Source organism: Flavobacterium ammonificans, from assembly GCF_020885975.1.
Taxonomy (GTDB): domain Bacteria; phylum Bacteroidota; class Bacteroidia; order Flavobacteriales; family Flavobacteriaceae; genus Flavobacterium; species Flavobacterium ammonificans.
Window position 1 is genome coordinate 1,929,132 of the sequence record NZ_AP025183.1, and the last position, 20,066, is coordinate 1,949,197.

The following is a 20,066-nucleotide window of genomic DNA, read 5'->3' on the forward strand; positions in this document are numbered from 1 at the left end:
TTGTCCATGTTTGGAATTTGTAACCTAGCCATAATCCCACTTCGAGCGGAACCAAATGACAGAAGCGAAATCGTTTCTCAAGTCTTGTTTGGTGAACATTTTGAAGTGGTAGAAGAACTAAAGCAATGGCGCAAAATCCGACTGCAATTTGACAACTATGAAGGTTGGGTAGACTTCAAACAATTTCAAATTATTAGCGAAACTGATTACAAAATACTTTCAAAAGAACCTATTACATTAAATGCAGATTTGATTGATTACATTTCAGCACCAAATAATACCTTGCTTCCTATTCCTTTAGGAGCATCGCTTTCATTTTTAGATCATTCCGAAATTAACTCCTCGCAGTTTGTTTTTGATGGCAGCAAAATAAGCGGAATACAGGATAAAAGCCAACTAATCACTACCGCATTTATGTATTTGAATGCACCTTATTTATGGGGAGGAAAAACACCTTTTGGAATCGATTGTTCTGGTTTTACGCAAATGGTATATAAATTAAATGGTTACAGGTTATCAAGAGATGCTTCGCAGCAAGCAACTCAAGGCGATGCTTTAAGCTTTATTGAAGAAAGCGAACCTGGTGATTTGGCTTTCTTTGATAACGAAGAAGGTGCTATCATTCATGTGGGAATTATAATGGAAAACAATTACATTATTCACGCTAGCGGAAAAGTTCGAGTAGATCGCCTTGATCACTTGGGAATATTCAATCCCGAAACACAAAAACATACACACAAACTAAGAGTAATCAAAAAAATAATTTAAATAAAAAAACCGAATTTTTCAATTCGGTTTTTTTTTGGTTTAAATCTAAAGCCTATTTTTTCATTCTAGCTTTCAACGCTTTAGCTTTTTCTGTCATTTCTAATGCTCTGTAAACACTTAATAAGGTTGACTTAACCTCTTCATTAGTATCGTCTAACTCAGCGGCTTTTTCAAGATAAGGCAAAGCAGAAGTAAATACTGCCTCTCTTTGTTTTTTTAGCACTTCGTAACGTTTATTATCTTTTTCCGAATTACCTAACTTTTGAATTTCATCAAATAATTTTTTATCAGCATCTAATTTCAAAATTGCTAAATTCAAATACGCATTTACATAATCTGGCTTAATTTCGACAGCTCTTTTGTAATACGTTTCAGCTTCAGCAAAATTCTTAGCATTGTAACTAATTACTCCTAAGTTAAAAACTAAATCGGCATCATTTGGGCTTTGAGCCAAAACCTCAGTGATTAATTTTTTGTAAGTATCATAATCTTTAGTATCTAAATACAAATTAGCTTCAGTCAAAATCAATGATTTATCATCTGGATTAGTAACTCTAGCTTCGGCAACTGCTTTTTTAGCTTCAGCAATTTTTCCATTTTGAACTAAAATCAAAGCCATATTTTTATAGATTTCACCTCTTTTTGAAGGAATTGCTTCTGTTCTTGGTTTTTCATGAGTACCAAGTTTTACCATTTGGTCTCTCTCTTTGGCTGTAGAGAAAAATTGTTCTTCACCATTAACTTTGTTAACAGCATAATAATTGGTTCCCTTTCCAGAATAGTTTAATCTCTTAAGCTCATCGTAAGCGTTGTAAGCAGTCTCATACTCTTTAGCATTTACAAAAGTCGATGCCGCATAATACAAATTGATGGTGTCTCTTTTATCTAACAGATATGCATCGTATAGTTTTTTTGCTCCTGAAGCATGTTTTTCTGCTTTAGAATCTGCAATAGCGCCATTGATTAATTTGTATTTAACATCAATAATTGATTTAGTAGCTTGAGCAGCGAACTTGTCTTTTCCAGAAGCTTTTTCAATTGAAACTACTTCTTGGTATCCTTTGGCAGCAGCCGAAAGGTTGGTATCTACATCCTCATTTTTAGTAGCTAAAGCCAAATGAGCATTAGCCTTTACAAAATGAAACTGGGCTTTTTCAGCATCTGGTGCTGCAGCTGACGCAGCTTCTGCTCCTTGCAAAATAGTAATTGCTTCTTGAGCATTTCCTGCTTTTAAAGCCTTTTCAGCTGCTTTAATTTGATCTTTTTGAGCAAAAGTGGCAACTGATATCAATAATGCTGATGCTAGTAGTACATATTTACTTTTCATAATATTCTATTTTAATTTTTGGTTGAATTTGTTTTTAATTATTCGTCTGAATCGTCTTCATCAGTATCATCGATATCTTCTTCGTCTTCGATTTCCTCGTCTTCTTCATCGTCGTCATCTGCAGCGCCATCATCTTCTAGTACTTCTAGAACAGGCTTCACTCTTTCAATAACTTCGACTTCAATTGGATTGCCATCTTCGTCTAATTCAATTTCAGCTGGATCGTCTTTCATTACTTTAGTTACCGCTGCAATAGAATCGTTTCCTTTGATGTTGATTAATTTAACACCTTGAGTAGCACGTCCCATTACACGAAGATCTTCCACTGCCATTCTGATAGTCAATCCTGATTTGTTGATAATCATCAAGTCGTCAGCGTCAGTTACCGAATTAATGGAGATCAACTGACCTGTTTTCTCAGTAATATTCAAGGTTTTCACCCCTTTTCCTCCACGATTCGTGATTCTGTACTCATCTAGGCTAGAACGTTTACCGTAACCATTTTCAGCAACAACTAAAATTTCGCTGCTCATATCGTTTACCGTTACCATTCCGATTACTTCGTCTTTGTCATCTTTTAAAGTAATACCACGAACTCCAGAAGCTGTTCTTCCCATTGGACGGGTTTTAGTTTCTTCAAAACGAACTAATTTACCAGATTTAACAGCCAAAATAATTTGACTCTCACCGTTGGTTAATTGAGCCGCTAATAATTCGTCGCCTTCTTTAATCGTAATGGCAGCAACACCATTCACTCGAGGTTTAGAATATTTCTCTAAAGACGTTTTCTTTACCTGTCCTTGTTTAGTTACCATTACTAAATTATGACTGCTTACATACTCTTTATCTTTCAAGTCTTGTGTACAGATAAATGCTTTTACTTTATCATCTGACTCAATGTTGATTAAGTTCTGTAGCGCTCTACCTTTAGCGGTTTTACTTCCTTCTGGAATTTCGTACACACGCATCCAGAAACATTTTCCTTTTTGCGTAAAGAACATCATGTACTGGTGATTCGTAGCCACAAACATGTGTTCTAAGAAATCTTGGTCACGGGTTCCAGCACTTTTTTGTCCTACTCCTCCTCTATTTTGAGTTTTGTACTCAGATAAGTTGGTACGCTTAATATACCCTGCGTGCGAAATAGTAATCACTACATTTTCATCAGCAATTAAGTCTTCGATACTTACATCTCCACCAGAATATTCGATTTGAGAACGACGCTCATCACCATATTTATCTCTGATTTCAATTAACTCTTCTTTAATTAATGCAATTCTCAAATTCACATCGGCTAATAAAGCTCTTAAATGCTCAATTAACTTCATGATTTCTTCGTACTCAGCACGCAATTTATCTTGCTCTAGTCCTGTCAATTGACGTAAACGCATTTCAACAATAGCACGTGCTTGGATATCTGATAATTTGAATCTCTCGATTAATTTTTCTTTGGCTTCATCCGTATTTTTAGACGCTTTAATTAAAGCAATTACTTCGTCAATATTATCCGAAGCAATAATTAATCCTTCTAAAATATGGGCTCTTTCCTCTGCTTTTCGTAATTCAAATTGTGTTCTACGAATTACCACATCATGACGGTGTTCTACGAAATGATGAATCATATCTTTCAGATTCAACGTTTCTGGACGCCCTTTTACTAAGGCAATATTATTAACACTAAATGATGATTGTAATTGGGTATACTTATATAAGGTATTCAATACTACATTTGGTGTAGCATCACGTTTCAAGATATATACGATACGCATACCATTTCTATCCGATTCATCACGAATATTGGCAATACCTTCAATTTTCTTTTCGTTTACCAAATCAGCAGTACGTTTGATCATATCTGCTTTATTCACTTGGTACGGAATTTCAGTCACAATGATAGATTCTCTACCATCAACTTCTTCAAAACCTACTTTAGCACGAATAACGACACGTCCACGACCTGTTTTGAATGCTTCACGAACACCTTCATATCCGTAAATAATCCCACCAGTTGGGAAATCAGGCGCTTTAATATGAGTGATTAATTCGTCTATTTCAATATCGTTATTCTCAATATAAGCAATGGTTCCATTAATTACTTCAGTTAAATTGTGCGGCGGCATATTGGTTGCCATACCTACAGCAATACCTGTAGCTCCATTAATTAATAAGGTAGGAACTCGTGTTGGCATTACTTTCGGCTCATACAAGGTATCGTCAAAGTTCAGTTGAAAGTCCACTGTCTCTTTTTCGATATCAGCCATAATTTCTTCCGAAATCTTACGCATTCTAGCCTCAGTATAACGCATTGCTGCTGGACTATCACCATCGACAGAACCAAAGTTACCTTGTCCATCAACTAATAAATAACGCATACTCCATTCTTGAGCCATACGCACCATAGCGTCATAAACAGAGGTGTCACCATGAGGGTGGTACTTACCTAAAACTTCTCCAACAATTCTTGCGGATTTTTTGTGGGCTTTATTTGAAAAAACTCCTAAATCATACATTCCATAAAGTACTCTTCGATGCACCGGTTTTAAACCGTCTCTAACATCTGGAAGTGCTCTTGATACAATTACCGACATCGAATAATCGATGTAAGCTGATTTCATTTCATCTTCTATGTTAATAGGAATTAACTTTTCTCCTTCAGACATAAGTTATTATATTAAAAAATTATATTAGTTTCAAACGTGCCAATATACGGATATTTGAAATTTTTAGAACTAATTTACACTACTTATTTCAATGATTTATTAACAAGTTTTTAAGGTAATTTAGTTAATAAAATAGGATGCTCTTTTGAGTTTTTTTGGTATTTTTTTTGTCAATTAGCTGACAGCCGTTGGTTACGGAATGATATTTGTTTTTGAAACCTCAATTACTTAAATTTACACTATCAAATAGATACATATGGATGATAATTTTTCACCGAGAGTAAAAGATGTTATTACGTACAGCAAAGAAGAAGCCTTACGCTTAAGCCATGATTTTATTGGCACAGAGCATCTTATGTTAGGAATACTTCGCGATGGAAATGGCAAAGCAATTCAAATTTTAAATAATTTGGCTGTCGATTTAAATCACTTACGCAGAAAAGTAGAAATTTTAAGCCCTGCAAATCCAACTAGTGATCTTAATCTCGACAAGAAAAACCTGCACCTGACACGCCAAGCGGAAAGAGCTTTAAAAACTACATTTTTAGAAGCTAAAGTATTTCAAAGCCCGTCTATCAGTACCGCACACTTGCTTTTGTGTATCCTGCGAAATGAAAATGATCCAACAACCAAACTACTCAATAAGATGAAAATCGACTATGATGTAGTTAAAGAACAATACGTAAATATGACTCCAGCAGAAGATGATTTTATGGAAAACTTGCCAAAAAACGAGTCGTATAATGACGAATCAGGACAAGATGACAGCCTGAAAGAAAGCAGTTTCAATACGCCTTCTAATAAATCCAATAAGAAGTCGAAAACACCTGTTCTAGATAACTTTGGTAGAGATTTAACCGAAATGGCTGAGGAAGGAAAGCTTGATCCAGTTGTAGGTCGCGAAAAAGAAATTGAGCGTGTATCGCAAATTCTAAGCCGTAGAAAGAAGAACAATCCATTATTAATTGGAGAGCCTGGTGTGGGTAAATCTGCTATTGCCGAAGGATTGGCTTTGCGAATTATCCAAAAAAAGGTGTCACGGATTCTGTTTAACAAACGTGTGGTTACTTTGGATTTAGCCAGCTTAGTTGCTGGAACAAAATACCGCGGTCAGTTTGAAGAACGTATGAAAGCGGTAATGAATGAGCTAGAGAAAAATGACGATATCATTCTTTTTATCGACGAAATTCATACTATTGTAGGTGCTGGTGGAGCTACGGGTTCTTTGGATGCTTCCAATATGTTCAAACCTGCTTTGGCACGTGGCGAAATCCAATGTATCGGAGCTACAACTCTAGACGAATACCGCCAATACATTGAAAAAGACGGAGCCTTAGAGAGACGTTTTCAAAAGATAATTGTGGAACCTACTTCGGTTCCGGAAACAATTACCATTTTGAATAATATCAAAAATAAATACGAAGACCATCATAATGTAACCTATACAGCTGAGGCGATTGAAGCTTGTGTCAAATTAACTGATCGATACATGTCGGAACGTTTTTTACCAGACAAAGCGATTGATGCTCTGGACGAAGCAGGTTCAAGAGTACACATTACTAATATTGAAGTTCCTAAGCAAATTTTGGATTTGGAACGTCAGTTGGAAGATGTGCGTGTATTAAAGAATGAAGTCGTTAAAAAACAAAAATACGAGGAAGCTGCCAAGCTTCGTGATGACGAAAAGCGTATTGAAAAAGATTTGGCTATAGCCCAAGAACAATGGGAAGAAGAATCGAAAAATAACCGTATTCAAGTTACGGAAGACAATGTGGCTGACGTGGTTTCGATGATGACAGGAATTCCAGTAAACCGAATTGCACAAACTGAAAGTAATAAATTAGCTCAGCTTCCTGAACTCATTGAAGGAAAGGTAATTGGGCAAAAAGAAGCAGTGTTGAAAATTGCTCGTTCTATTCAAAGAAATCGTGCTGGGTTAAAAGATCCTAATCGACCAATTGGTTCTTTTATCTTCTTGGGACAAACGGGTGTTGGTAAAACACAATTAGCCAAAGTAATTGCAAAAGAATTATTCGATTCAGAAGACGCTTTAGTTCGTATCGATATGAGCGAGTACATGGAGAAATTTGCGATTTCCAGATTAATTGGAGCACCTCCAGGATACGTGGGTTACGAGGAAGGTGGACAATTAACTGAAAAAGTGAGAAGAAAACCGTATTGCGTTGTATTATTAGATGAAATCGAGAAAGCGCATCCAGATGTATTCAACATGTTACTTCAAGTATTGGATGACGGATTCTTAACCGATAGTTTAGGCCGTAAAATTGACTTTAAAAACACTATCATCATCATGACATCCAATGTAGGTGCAAGACAATTGAAAGATTTTGGTCAAGGTGTTGGTTTTGGAACGGCGGCTAGAACTGCTCAAGTTGATGATAATTCGAAAAGTATTATTGAAAATGCTTTAAAGAAAACATTCGCACCAGAATTTTTAAATCGTATTGACGATGTTATTGTTTTCAATGCATTAGAGAAACACGATATCAATTTGATTATTGAAATTGAATTGAAAAAATTATGTGCTCGTATTGCCGACTTAGGATATACCCTAACTTTATCCGATAAAGCCAAAGAGTTCATTGCCGATAAAGGTTTTGACAAACAATTTGGCGCAAGACCATTAAAACGCGCGATTCAAAAATATGTAGAAGATTCCTTAGCCGAAGAGATTATTACTTCAAAAATAGGATTGGGTGATGAAATCTTTATGGATATTGAAGAGGGTGCAGAAGAATTAACCGTAAGAGTACACAAAACAGAAGAACCAACTAAATAGTTGCTACTTCTTTAAATAAAAAAAAGCTGACTAATTAGTCAGCTTTTTTTTATTATAAAGTTCTATTTAATTCAGAAATAAATTCAAAACAAAATACGTAATCGCTGCAATTACCGCAGAAACAGGAATGGTTAATATCCATGCCCAAAGTAAACTAACAGTTACACCCCAGCGCACTGCAGAAACACGTTTAGTTACACCAACTCCAATGATAGAACCGGTAATAGTGTGAGTAGTAGACACCGGTATTTTAAAATGTTCGGTTAAAAATAGTGTTAAGGCTCCAGCCGATTCGGCAACAACCCCTTCAAAAGCATTTACTTTTGTAATTTTAGAACCCATTGTTTTAACAATCTTCCAACCACCACTAAGAGTTCCCATTGCAATAACTGAATAGCATGTAATTGGAATCCATGATGGCATTTTAAATGACCCATCTTCTTTTGGTAATTCTACATCTAACCAGAATGGTAAATCTATATCGCCTGCTGTTTTTATATATACAGCTACGGCTGCAGCTATAATCCCCATTACTTTTTGAGAATCATTTCCTCCATGGCCTAAACTAAAGGCGGCAGAGGACAATAATTGCATTTTCTTTAATATAGCTTCTGCTTTTGCAGCAGAGAAAGAGCTAAAAAACAAGTTGAAAATTGCTAAACTAAAAAAGATGATGGATACTAAAAACCATTTAATATTGTGAGGCTCGGACAATACACTCCAAAAAGCACTCTCAAACCTTGGTTTTTCAATTTCATTAAAAGGAATTATCACAGATGATAAAAACCAAATAGCTAAAAGCATTAATGTGATAGTAAGTATTTTGGGATAGATATTTTTCTTAGAGGAATACATTAACCATAACGAAATGAAATACGAAATAATCATTCCTAAAAGAGGTGCAAAAACTATAAAAAGAATTACAATCAAAACCCCTGAAGGCAACAATTCACCTTCTTTTGCTGCTTTAAACCAACTTACAATTTTCAATCCATAGTATGACGGATCTTGAACTGCACCAGAAAAACCATGCGCTATTGCCGCTCCCGCAAAACCTCCAATTAAGGTATGAGATGATGAAGACGGAATTCCTTTCCACCAAGTAAATAGATTCCAAATAATGGCCGCTAAAACTCCAGATAAAATAACGGTCAAATCAATACTACTTGTATGAGCAGTTTTAGCAACAGTATCTGCAACACCAAAACCAAAAACCCAATAGGCTAAAAAATTAAAAAAAGCGGCCCAAACAACTGCTTGAAAAGGAGTAAGAACTTTAGTAGCAACAATCGTTGCTATTGAATTTGCTGCATCATGAAAACCATTAATGTAGTCAAAAACTAAAGCTAAAAAAATAATTAATATTAATAAAGTAAAATCCATACTATGAGAAGCAATTTAAATAAATTAAGAATGTTTTACAGCAATAGATTCTAATACACTAGCAACATTCTTACATTTATCAGTAGCCGACTCTAAAACAGACAATACTTCTTTGTACTTAATAATATTAATAGCATCCGTTTCATTTTCAAAAATTTCAAAAACAGCCTTATTATAAACTACATCAGAATTATTTTCTAATTTATTAATTTTAGAACAGGCGCTAGTAATATTTTTAACATTCTTTAAATCATTTAACTCTTTAACCGCTAATTCGATTTTTAAACAAGCCTCTAAGTTAATTTCTGTCATCTTTCGAATTGACTTTGTAATTTTATCAACGTGATACAAACGCATTCTACTCGCTGCACCTTGTAAATTATCCGCTACATTGTCAATAGAGGTTATCAAAGAATAAATATCCTCCCTATCAAATGGAGTAATGAAATTTCTACTCAACTCAAGATTTGTCTGGCGAGTAATTTCTTCCCCTATTTGTTCCAATTGATCAATTTTTTGAAAAAGAGCTTCTCTTTCTTTTAAAGGTAAATTTACCGCCTCATGAAGGTGAGTAGCTAATTGAACTAAATTAGTAGTAGCTTGTTCAAATAATGGAAAGAATTTCTTGTCTTTTGGAACTAAAAATTGGAAAATATTATTTATAGACATTTTATATAAAATTTAAGCAACAAAATTAAATTTTTAATTCTAGATAACGTTAAGTCTGTGTTAAGATTTGCAACAAGATTTCACATTAAAATTGATACTGAAATTAAAATTAACTTAAAAAAACATTCAAATACAATTAAATTCACCCATTTTCTTGATCTAAAGTATATTATTTTAAAAGATAATAATAGTAGTAAATAAGCTTAGCATTCAATAAATACAGCTATTTTTTTTGAGATTGATTAAATCACCCATTATAAATAGTGTTAAATTCAACTATTCGTAAAAATCAAGCTCTCCCTTTTCTAGCTAATATTATGTAGTACCTTTGGAACAAATGAAAAGCAACAGAAATACATATCCATCTACAATAACAACTTCAACTGAAGTTGCGTTTTCTGTTACATTTACTACTACAACAACTACTACCCCTTAGGGGTATACATTTTACATATAATCTTGCTATATAATACTTTTTCTAAAAGGGAAAAAGTTCATGGATGTATAGAAAATAGTTGCATTTTAAAATAAAACACACACAATGAAAGTATTAAAATTTGGCGGAACTTCAGTTGCCAATGCTCAAAATATAAAACTAGTTCTTACAATAGTTACTGAAAAAGCAAAACACGAGAAACTAGTGGTAGTCGTTTCGGCTTTAAGCAAGGTAACCGACTTATTACAATTAGCTTCGCAAAAAGCGGCTTCGAATGACGAAAGTTATAAAGAAATTGTAACTGAAATCGAGAAAAAACATTTAGATACCTTAAAGGAATTAATTCCGGTGAGCGAACAAAGTAGCTTACTAAGCCATGTAAAAAGAATTGTCAATCATCTAGAAACCTTATTAGACGGTTGTTTCCTTTTGGGCGAACTTTCTCCTAGAACAGCCGATACAATTCTTGGTTTCGGTGAATTACTATCTTCTTATATTATTGCGGAAGCACTAAAACAAAAAGAAAAAAATAGCGGGTATGCCGACAGTCGTGAACTAATCAAAACCAATGCTACTTTTGGAAAAGCAATAGTTGATTTTGAAACTACAAATAGATTGGTTTCGGATTTCTTCGCTGTTAATGCTAATCAAATTGTTGTCCTGCCTGGGTTTATTGCTTCGACTGCTAACAAAATACCAACTACTTTAGGACGTGGTGGATCGGATTATACTGCTGCCATCATTGCGGCCGCTTTGAATGCAACGGATTTAGAAATTTGGACTGACGTCAACGGAATGTTTACTGCCAATCCAAAAATTGTAAAACAAGCCCAACCAATTGCTACCATTTCGTATCAAGAAGCGATGGAATTATCGCATTTTGGTGCCAAAGTATTGTACCCACCAACCATTCAACCGGTATTGAGAAAGAATATTCCAATTCTAATCAAAAATACGTTTGAGCCAGAAGCTATTGGTACTTATATTTCAAATGATGTGATTTCGCAAACCAATCCTGTAAAAGGAATTAGTCATATTGATAATATTGCCTTACTAACATTAGAAGGTCCGGGAATGGTGGGAGTTTCAGGTTCGTCAAAACGATTATTTGAAGTCTTATCACATGAAAACATCAACGTGATTTTTATTACACAAGCTTCTTCGGAGCATTCTATTTGTATCGGAATATTAAATTCAGATGCAGAAACAGCCGAAATAGCCATCAACAAAGCTTTCGAAGTCGAAATTGCCCAAAATAAAATCGATCCTTGTATTGTAGAGAACAACTTATGCATCATTGCATTGGTAGGCGAAAACATGAAAAACCACCAAGGGTTGAGCGGTAGAATGTTCAGTACTTTAGGAAAAAATAACGTGAACATTCGCGCTATTGCACAAGGTGCTTCCGAAAGAAATATTTCTGCGGTAATCAATGAGCGTGATGTCAAAAAAGCATTGAATACATTGCACGAAAACTTCTTTGAAGAAAATACCAAACAGTTGAATCTATTTGTAATCGGCGTTGGAAATGTTGGAGAGAAATTCATCGAGCAAATTCACCAACAGAAAAAATTCTTAAAAGAAAATCTAAAAATCAATGTAAGAGTTGTTGCTTTATCTAATTCTAGAAAAATGCACTTTGACGAAGACGGAATTTCTTTAAAAGAGTGGCAAACTGTTTTAAACAATGGAGAAACGGCGAACCAAGACCTATTCATCGCTAAAGTAAAAGAATTGAATCTACGAAACAGCATTTTTGTTGACATCACAGCTAATGAAAGCGTTTCTAAAACCTACGAGCAGTACTTAAAACAAAGCGTTGGTGTCGTAACTTGTAACAAAATTGCTTGTTCATCGGCTTACGACAATTACAAAAAATTAAAAAATCTATCCCGCCAATACAACGCCCCTTTCTTATTTGAAACAAATGTTGGAGCAGGATTACCTATTATTGATACTGTAAAAAACCTAATTGCTTCAGGCGATAAAGTGAATAAGATTCAAGCTGTTTTATCAGGAAGTTTGAATTTTATCTTCAATAATTTTGACGAACATAATTCCTTTCACGATGTGGTAAAAGAAGCTGGATTGCAAGGCTTTACTGAACCTGATCCAAAAATTGATTTGAGCGGAATAGACGTAGCTCGAAAAATCTTGATTTTAATTCGCGAAAGCGGTTACCAAATGGATATTGAATCTATTGCTAACGAATCGTTTATGCCAGCGGAATGTTTGGAAACAACATCAAATGAAGTCTTCTTTGCGTCATTGCAAAAACATGCAGCACATTTTGATGCATTTTACAAGGAAGCCCAAAGCAAAGAGTCGCGTTTGAAATATGTGGCGCAATTTGAAAATGGGAAAGCAAGCGTTGGTTTGCAATTCATACCGAAAGACCATCCTTTTTATAATTTAGAAGGAAAAGACAATATCGTATTGTTTTACACCGATCGTTATGTGGACCAACCTTTATTAATCAAAGGTGCTGGTGCAGGTGCTGCGGTAACGGCTTCAGGAATATTTGCTGATGTTATCCGAATTGGAAACGTATAAAATTGAGTGACTTTGTGCCTTCGTGGCAAAAAAAATGTAAAACATAAAATGAGATTGCTTCGTGCCTCGCAATGAATTATGAATGAAATAAAACTATTTTGCCCAGCAACCATTGCTAACCTGTCTTGTGGATTCGACGTTTTAGGACTTTGTCTTGACAATGTAGGTGACGAAATGGTGATTAGAAAATCGGCTCAAAAAGGGATTCGAATTACTAAAATCATTGGTGCCGACTTGCCTTTAGAAACAGAAAACAATGTTTCAGGAGTGGCCGGATTGGCATTATTAGAAACGGTAAACCCTGACTTTGGTTTTGAGATTGAGATTTATAAAAACATCAAAGCAGGTAGCGGAATTGGAAGTAGTGCGGCAAGTTCAGCTGGAGCAGTTTTTGGAATCAATGCCTTGTTAGGCTATCCTTATTCAACAAAAGATTTGGTTCAGTTTGCCATGCAAGGCGAAAAACTCGCTTGTGGCAATGCACACGCTGATAACGTAGCTCCTGCCCTTATGGGTGGATTTACCTTGGTAAGAAGCTACAGCCCTTTGGATATTATCAAAATAGAAAGTCCATCCGAATTGTACGCGACAGTAGTACATCCGCAAATTGAATTGAAAACTTCGGATGCGCGTTCGGTATTGAAACAAACCGTTTCTTTAAAAAGTGCCATCATGCAATGGGGAAATGTGGGCGGATTAATCGCGGGATTATACACACAAGATTATGATTTAATTGGGCGTTCCTTACACGATGAAATTGTAGAACCGTTACGAAGTGTCTTAATTCCAGGATTTGATTTAATCAAACAAGCTGCTTTAGAAAATGGAGCGCTAGGTTCCGGAATATCAGGTTCGGGTCCTTCTATTTTTGCGTTAAGCAAAGGAGCGGCAACCGCCGAAAAAATTGCCAAAGCCATGAGTGCCGTATACGAGGCCATCAATCTACCTTATGAAATTCATGTATCTAAAGTGAATTCAGAAGGAGTTAAAATACTATAAAAATTATTTAAGATTTCTGATTAACGATTTTTGATTGCAGATGTAACCCAAGTTGCTAAAATATCAAAAATCGTTAATCCACAATCTTCAATCTAAAATCAAATGAAATATTACAGTTTAAACCATAACGCACCTAAAGTTTCTTTTGAAGAAGCTGTTATACAAGGATTAGCAACCGATAGAGGATTGTATTTTCCAGAAAACATTACCCCTTTACCTACAGCATTTTTTGATACCATCGAAAATCAAAGCAACGAAGAAATTGCTTTTCAAACCATTCAACAATTTGTAGGAGATGAAATTCCTGAATCTGAACTTCAAGCTATTATTAAAGACACTTTATGTTTTGACTTTCCTGTTGTCGAAGTAGAAAAAGGAATTTATTCCTTAGAATTATTTCACGGTCCTACAATGGCATTCAAAGATGTGGGAGCTCGTTTCATGTCACGTTGTTTGGGTTATTTCAATCGCAATGACAAGACCGCAAAAAATACCGTTTTAGTCGCTACTTCTGGAGATACAGGAGGAGCCGTAGCAAGTGGTTTTCTTGGTGTGGAAGGTGTAGATGTAATTATACTTTATCCTTCAGAAAAAGTAAGCGACATTCAAGAAAGACAATTAACTACTTTAGGACAAAATATCAAAGCGCTTGAAATTGATGGCGTTTTCGATGATTGCCAAGACATGGTCAAAAAAGCGTTTTTGGACGAAAGTCTGAAACATCACAATTTAACTTCGGCCAATTCCATCAATATTGCCCGATGGTTACCCCAAATGTTTTATTTCTTCTTTGCGTACAAAGCATTGAAAAGCCAAAACAAACCCTTAGTTTTTTCTTGCCCAAGTGGTAATTTCGGAAATATTTGTGCCGGTATCATTGCTAAGAAAATGGGATTACCAGTACAACATTTTGTAGCATCTACGAATGTAAACGATACCGTTCCTCGATTTTTAACAAACGGTATTTACGATCCAAAACCTTCTATCGCAACTATTTCTAACGCAATGGATGTGGGTAACCCAAGTAATTTCATCCGAATCCAAGAAATGTATCAAAACGATTTGGAGCAATTCAAAACCGATTTCTCTTCCTATACCTTTTCAGACGAAGCCACTTTTGAAGCGATGAAAACCATTTACACTACCAATGGATATATAGCTGAACCGCATGGTGCTGTAGGTTACTTAGGATTGAAAAAAGAATTAGAAAATTATCCTAATGCGATTGGAATATTCTTAGAAACCGCACATCCCATAAAATTTTTAGATGTGGTAGAACTGGCGCTGAATGTAAAATTGCCTATTCCACCACAAATTGAAAGTGTATTAGGAAAAGAAAAAGTAAGTACAAAAATAAAAACCTACGAAGAGTTGAAAGCCTATTTGGGATAAAATTACGAAATTTACACTCGATAGATTCTAAGTAAAAAATATAGTATGATTGCAAAAGCAGTAGCAGAAGACATTGCCTCTTTAAATTCACTAATCAATTCGGCTTATCGTGGCGAGTTTTCCAAAAAAGGCTGGACTACCGAAGCCCATCTTTTGGAAGGCGGTCGGACCACTGAAGCTGAACTACTTGACATCATTCAAGACGCTTCCAACACCATTCTAAAATATTCGGACAAGGGCAAAATAATTGGTTGTGTGCTTTTAAAAGTCAAAGCAAACGAACTGTATTTAGGAATGCTAACTGTTTCTCCTGAATTGCAAAATAGTGGTATCGGAAAAAAATTATTGCATCAAGCTGAAGTTTTCGCCGCTGCAATGCAGCTCCCAAAAATAATCATGACTGTAATTACAGTACGTGAAGAATTGATTGCTTGGTACAACCGAAATGGGTATAGAGATACAGGAGCCAGAGAACCTTTCCCTGTGAGTGACGTTTTCAATCCAACAACACAAGAACATTTGGAATTTATGGTCTTAGAAAAAGTAATTGCATAATTAAAGACCCAAACTCAAATACGCTTTCCCTAAATACGAAATGATATCCGAAGCGATAAACGATTGATAACCCGTTTCAGGTAAGGCAATATCTGCTGTCAATCCGTGAAGATACACCCCTAAAAGTGCCGAGTCAATAGGTTCATACGACTGAGCCAATAAACTGGTAATCATTCCCGTCAACACATCACCACTACCCGCCGTAGCCAAAGCCGCATTTCCTGTTGTATTTTTATAAACCAAATCGCCATCAATACAATGCGTGGGAGCCCCTTTCATCACAACAATCAATTGGTGTTTTTTAGAAAAGGTAATTGTTTTTTCAAACAGTTCGGCTTCATTATTCCATTTCCCAATCAAACGTTCCAATTCTTTTAGATGTGGCGTGATAATTGTTTTAGGAGCCAAAAAAGACAACCAATCCGGATGCAATGCCAAAATATTCAACGCATCCGCATCTAGAACCAGAGGAATGGTATTCGTTTTCAAAAATTCATACAATCCCTGTTGCGTAGCGGCATCTTGACCCAAACCAGAACCAATACCAATAGCATTAGGCACAATTTCAAAATGAATTGCCGATATACAAAGGTCTTGAACATCAGTCAACACCATGACTTCAGGTACCGCTATTTGTACAATCTCATAACCACATTGGGGAAAAAAAGCAGTGACCAATCCGCAGCCCGACTTCATCGCCGCTTTAGCCGACAAACAAACCGAACCCATCTTACCATAACTCCCTCCTACTAACAACACATGCCCTTGCCTCCCTTTATGAGTAGTCGCAACCATCGGTTGGTAGCGTTGTAGCATTTGGTGTTGATCAACAATAGTGGTAGACATCATAGCATAGAGTAAAGTACTAAAGTTACAAAAGATTCTCCACTATAGCTAGTCTATTCTGTTACTTTTTATTAGCAGTGGTTGTACTTCATGAACACGAGCTGTCCCACTATCCGCGCTACAATGTAGCTAGCTTCTATCGGGGCTACTAAAGACGTTTGTATTCCTTTACAAAACACAATCATTATAAAACAAAAAAACCGTTTCGTTAGAAACAGGGTTTTTAAAAGACCCGAGGCTTTAGCCGAATAGGCGAAGCAAAGGCGACATTTGAGATTAAGAGTAGGAAGCCCGGTGGGTTTCAGGTATAAAAACAAAAAACCCCGTTTCGTTAGAAACAGGGTTTTTAAAAGACCCGAGGCTTTAGCCGAATTGGCGAAGCAAAGGCGACATTTGAGATTAAGAGGAGGAAGCCCGGTGGGCTTCAGGTATAAAACAAAAAACCCCGTTTCGTTAGAAACAGGGTTTTCAAAAGAAAGGCGACGACATACTCTCCCACATAACTGCAGTACCATCTGCGCAGGCGGGCTTAACTACTCTGTTCGGGATGGGAAGAGGTGAGCCCCGCCGCAATAACCACCTTAAGATTATTGTTGGCGGTTGTTGGTTTTTGGTTGTTGGTGTTTCCATCAACTACCAACCATCAACTATCAACTGCAGCTTCGCTGCAAATATCTTAACATACTGAGATAAAGAAAAGTAATTAGAAAATTTCTCCCCTCCTTCCCCTGAGGTGACTCGAAGGGAGGAGGGAAAACGTACATAAGCTTACGGGTTATTAGTACTACTCGACTATGACATTACTGCCTTTACATCTATAGCCTATCAACGTGGTCATCTCCCACGACCCTTAAAAGAAATCTCATCTTGTGGTGGGTTTCGCGCTTATATGCTTTCAGCGCTTATCCCTTCCAAACGTAGCTACTCTGCGGTGCCCCTGGCGGGACAACAGATACACTAGAGGTTTGTCCAATTCGGTCCTCTCGTACTAGAATCAGATCCACTCAAATTTCTTGCGCCCACAGTAGATAGAGACCGAACTGTCTCACGACGTTCTGAACCCAGCTCGCGTGCCACTTTAATGGGCGAACAGCCCAACCCTTGGGACCTTCTCCAGCCCCAGGATGTGACGAGCCGACATCGAGGTGCCAAACCCCCCCGTCGATATGAGCTCTTGGGGGAGATCAGCCTGTTATCCCCGGCGTACCTTTTATCCTTTGAGCGATGGCCCTTCCATGCGGAACCACCGGATCACTATGCTCTACTTTCGTACCTGATCGACCTGTATGTCTCTCAGTCAAGCTCCCTTATGCCATTGCACTCTACGCACGGTTACCAAGCGTACTGAGGGAACCTTTAGAAGCCTCCGTTACTCTTTTGGAGGCGACCACCCCAGTCAAACTACCCACCAAGCAATGTCCCCCGCTTAAGCGGGGTTAGGCCTCAGATAAACAAAGGGTTGTATTTCAACAATGACTCCACAACGCCTGGCGACGCCACTTCATAGTCTCCAACCTATCCTACACATCATTTATCCAAGGTCAATACTAAGCTATAGTAAAGGTGCACAGGGTCTTTTCGTCCCACTGCGGGTAAACGGCATCTTCACCGTTACTACAATTTCACCGAGCTCATGGCTGAGACAGTGTCCAGATCGTTACACCATTCGTGCAGGTCGGAACTTACCCGACAAGGAATTTCGCTACCTTAGGACCGTTATAGTTACGGCCGCCGTTTACTGGGGCTTCAATTCAATGCTTCTCCGAAGATAACATCTCCTCTTAACCTTCCAGCACCGGGCAGGTGTCAGGCCCTATACTTCATCTTACGATTTTGCAGAGCCCTGTGTTTTTGATAAACAGTCGCCTGGACCTCTTCACTGCGGCCAGCTTGCGCTGGCGACCTTTCTCCCGAAGTTACAGGTCTATTTTGCCTAATTCCTTAGCCATGAATCTCTCGAGCACCTTAGGATTCTCTCCTCGACTACCTGTGTCGGTTTGCGGTACGGGTACTTATTACCTGAAGTTTAGAGGTTTTTCTTGGAAGCCCTTAGGCGCACTATCTCTTTGACCGAAGTCTCCGAGTACTATCGTATTTCCCCAAGATCTGTGGATTTGCCTGCAGATCTTATAGGTAGGTACTTCAACGAACTATTCCGTCAGTTCGCGGCGCTTTCATCACTCCGTCACCCCATCACAGTAATAAGTAGTACGGGAATATTAACCCGTTGTCCATCGACTGTCCCTTTCGGGTTCGCCTTAGGTCCCGACTAACCCACAGCTGATTAGCATAGCTGTGGAAACCTTAGTCTTTCGGTGTGCGGGTTTCTCGCCCGCATTATCGTTACTTATGCCTACATTTTCTTTTCTAACCAGTCCAGCATACCTTACGATACACCTTCAACCCTGTTAGAATGCTCCCCTACCACTTGTATATAATACAAATCCATAGCTTCGGTACTATACTTATGCCCGATTATTATCCATGCTCGTCCGCTCGACTAGTGAGCTGTTACGCACTCTTTAAATGAATGGCTGCTTCCAAGCCAACATCCTAGCTGTCTGGGCAGACAAACCTCGTTCTTTCAACTTAGTATAGATTTGGGGACCTTAGCTGATGGTCTGGGTTCTTTCCCTCTCGGACTTGGACCTTAGCACCCAAGCCCTCACTGCTGGTAAACATTATATAGCATTCGGAGTTTGTCAGGAATTGGTAGGCGGTGAAGCCCCCGCATCCAATCAGTAGCTCTACCTCTATATAACTTAAATCCAGCGCTGCACCTAAATGCATTTCGGGGAGTACGAGCTATTTCCGAGTTTGATTGGCCTTTCACCCCTACCCACAGGTCATCCGAAGACTTTTCAACGTCAACCGGTTCGGACCTCCACTATGTGTTACCACAGCTTCATCCTGCCCATGGGTAGATCACACGGTTTCGCGTCTAACACTACTGACTAAAGCGCCCTATTCAGACTCGCTTTCGCTACGGATCCGTGACTTAACCACTTATCCTTGCCAGCAACGTTAACTCGTAGGCTCATTATGCAAAAGGCACGCCGTCACCCCACTAAAGGGCTCCGACCGCTTGTAAGCGTATGGTTTCAGGATCTATTTCACTCCGTTATTCACGGTTCTTTTCACCTTTCCCTCACGGTACTGGTTCACTATCGGTCTCTCAGGAGTATTTAGCCTTAGCGGATGGTCCCGCCAAATTCAGACAGGGTTTCACGTGCCCCGCCCTACTCAGGATACCACTATCCTTTACACTCATTACCTATACGGGACTATCACCCTCTTTGGTCCTACTTTCCAGTAGATTCTAGTTCTTTGTGCAAGAAATCTCGTGGTCCTACAACCCCAACATTGCCGTAACAACATTGGTTTGGGCTAATCCGCGTTCGCTCGCCACTACTTACGGAATCACTTTTGTTTTCTTCTCCTCCGCCTACTTAGATGTTTCAGTTCAGCGGGTTTGCCCACCTATCGGTGTACTATGTCTTCAACATAGTGGGTTGCCCCATTCAGGTATTTACGGATCGTATCGTGTGTGCCAATCCCCGTAACTTTTCGCAGCTTATCACGCCTTTCATCGCCTCTGAGAGCCTAGGCATCCCCCATACGCCCTTATTTTGCTTATTGTACCAACTTATTACTTAAAATAAGCCGTTTCTTTTACTT

General features: G+C 37.8%; 11 protein-coding genes and 2 rRNA genes. 6 read left to right on the forward strand and 7 right to left on the reverse strand.

The window, feature by feature from the left end; all coding sequences use genetic code 11:
* Positions 1–6: 6 nt before the first annotated feature.
* The gene (locus LPC23_RS08715; protein WP_229329601.1) at positions 7–768 is read left to right on the forward strand and encodes a C40 family peptidase; all 762 of its coding nucleotides are present in this window, start codon (positions 7–9) and stop codon (positions 766–768) included.
* A 52-nt stretch (positions 769–820) separates the two neighbouring features.
* Here the strand turns inward: LPC23_RS08715 and LPC23_RS08720 are convergent, their stop codons facing one another.
* Both LPC23_RS08720 and gyrA read right to left on the reverse strand, forming a co-directional pair.
* Positions 821–2,095, reverse strand: a complete 1,275-nt coding sequence (locus tag LPC23_RS08720; protein WP_229329602.1) for a tetratricopeptide repeat protein — start codon at positions 2,093–2,095, stop codon at positions 821–823.
* Positions 2,096–2,133: 38 nt separating this feature from the next.
* A complete protein-coding gene (gene gyrA / locus LPC23_RS08725; protein WP_229329603.1) occupies positions 2,134–4,755 on the reverse strand; it encodes a DNA gyrase subunit A in 2,622 nt (873 codons plus the stop codon).
* A 256-nt stretch (positions 4,756–5,011) separates the two neighbouring features.
* Here gyrA and LPC23_RS08730 point away from each other — a divergent pair, with 256 nt between their 5' ends.
* Positions 5,012–7,555: an ATP-dependent Clp protease ATP-binding subunit gene (locus LPC23_RS08730; RefSeq protein ID WP_229329604.1), complete on the forward strand. Its 2,544-nt coding sequence runs from the start codon at positions 5,012–5,014 to the stop codon at positions 7,553–7,555.
* 66 nt (positions 7,556–7,621) lie between these two features.
* Here LPC23_RS08730 and LPC23_RS08735 read toward each other — a convergent pair whose 3' ends face one another.
* On the reverse strand, positions 7,622–8,938 hold the full coding sequence (locus LPC23_RS08735; RefSeq protein WP_229329605.1) for an inorganic phosphate transporter: 1,317 nt from the start codon (positions 8,936–8,938) through the stop codon (positions 7,622–7,624).
* Positions 8,939–8,962: 24 nt separating this feature from the next.
* Positions 8,963–9,607 (reverse strand): DUF47 domain-containing protein, encoded by a 645-nt coding sequence (locus tag LPC23_RS08740; RefSeq protein WP_229329606.1) that lies wholly within the window; start codon positions 9,605–9,607, stop codon positions 8,963–8,965.
* 541 nt (positions 9,608–10,148) lie between these two features.
* On the opposite strand from LPC23_RS08740, the gene thrA reads away from it, so the two are divergent.
* The 4 genes from thrA (at position 10,149) to LPC23_RS08760 (ending at position 15,542) form a co-directional block, all read left to right on the forward strand.
* Positions 10,149–12,596: a bifunctional aspartate kinase/homoserine dehydrogenase I gene (thrA, locus tag LPC23_RS08745; RefSeq protein WP_229329608.1), complete on the forward strand. Its 2,448-nt coding sequence runs from the start codon at positions 10,149–10,151 to the stop codon at positions 12,594–12,596.
* A 78-nt stretch (positions 12,597–12,674) separates the two neighbouring features.
* Positions 12,675–13,595 carry a homoserine kinase gene (locus LPC23_RS08750; RefSeq protein WP_229329610.1) on the forward strand — a complete coding sequence of 307 codons (921 nt, stop codon included), beginning with the start codon at positions 12,675–12,677 and terminating at the stop codon, positions 13,593–13,595.
* Between the two features lie 102 nt (positions 13,596–13,697).
* A complete protein-coding gene (gene thrC, locus LPC23_RS08755; RefSeq protein ID WP_229329612.1) occupies positions 13,698–14,987 on the forward strand; it encodes a threonine synthase in 1,290 nt (429 codons plus the stop codon).
* A gap of 45 nt (positions 14,988–15,032) precedes the next feature.
* On the forward strand, positions 15,033–15,542 hold the full coding sequence (locus LPC23_RS08760) for a GNAT family N-acetyltransferase (protein ID WP_229329614.1): 510 nt from the start codon (positions 15,033–15,035) through the stop codon (positions 15,540–15,542).
* On the opposite strand, the gene LPC23_RS08765 is transcribed toward LPC23_RS08760, so the two are convergent.
* The 3 genes from LPC23_RS08765 to LPC23_RS08775 all read right to left on the reverse strand — a co-directional run bounded on the left by LPC23_RS08765 (position 15,543) and on the right by LPC23_RS08775 (position 20,027).
* Complete coding sequence (locus tag LPC23_RS08765) at positions 15,543–16,391, reverse strand: NAD(P)H-hydrate dehydratase (RefSeq protein ID WP_229329616.1); 849 nt, start codon at positions 16,389–16,391, stop codon at positions 15,543–15,545. It lies immediately after the preceding gene.
* A gap of 471 nt (positions 16,392–16,862) precedes the next feature.
* Positions 16,863–16,972: ribosomal RNA gene (rrf, locus tag LPC23_RS08770) — 5S ribosomal RNA — on the reverse strand.
* 174 nt (positions 16,973–17,146) lie between these two features.
* Positions 17,147–20,027: ribosomal RNA gene (locus LPC23_RS08775) — 23S ribosomal RNA — on the reverse strand.
* Positions 20,028–20,066: the final 39 nt, after the last annotated feature.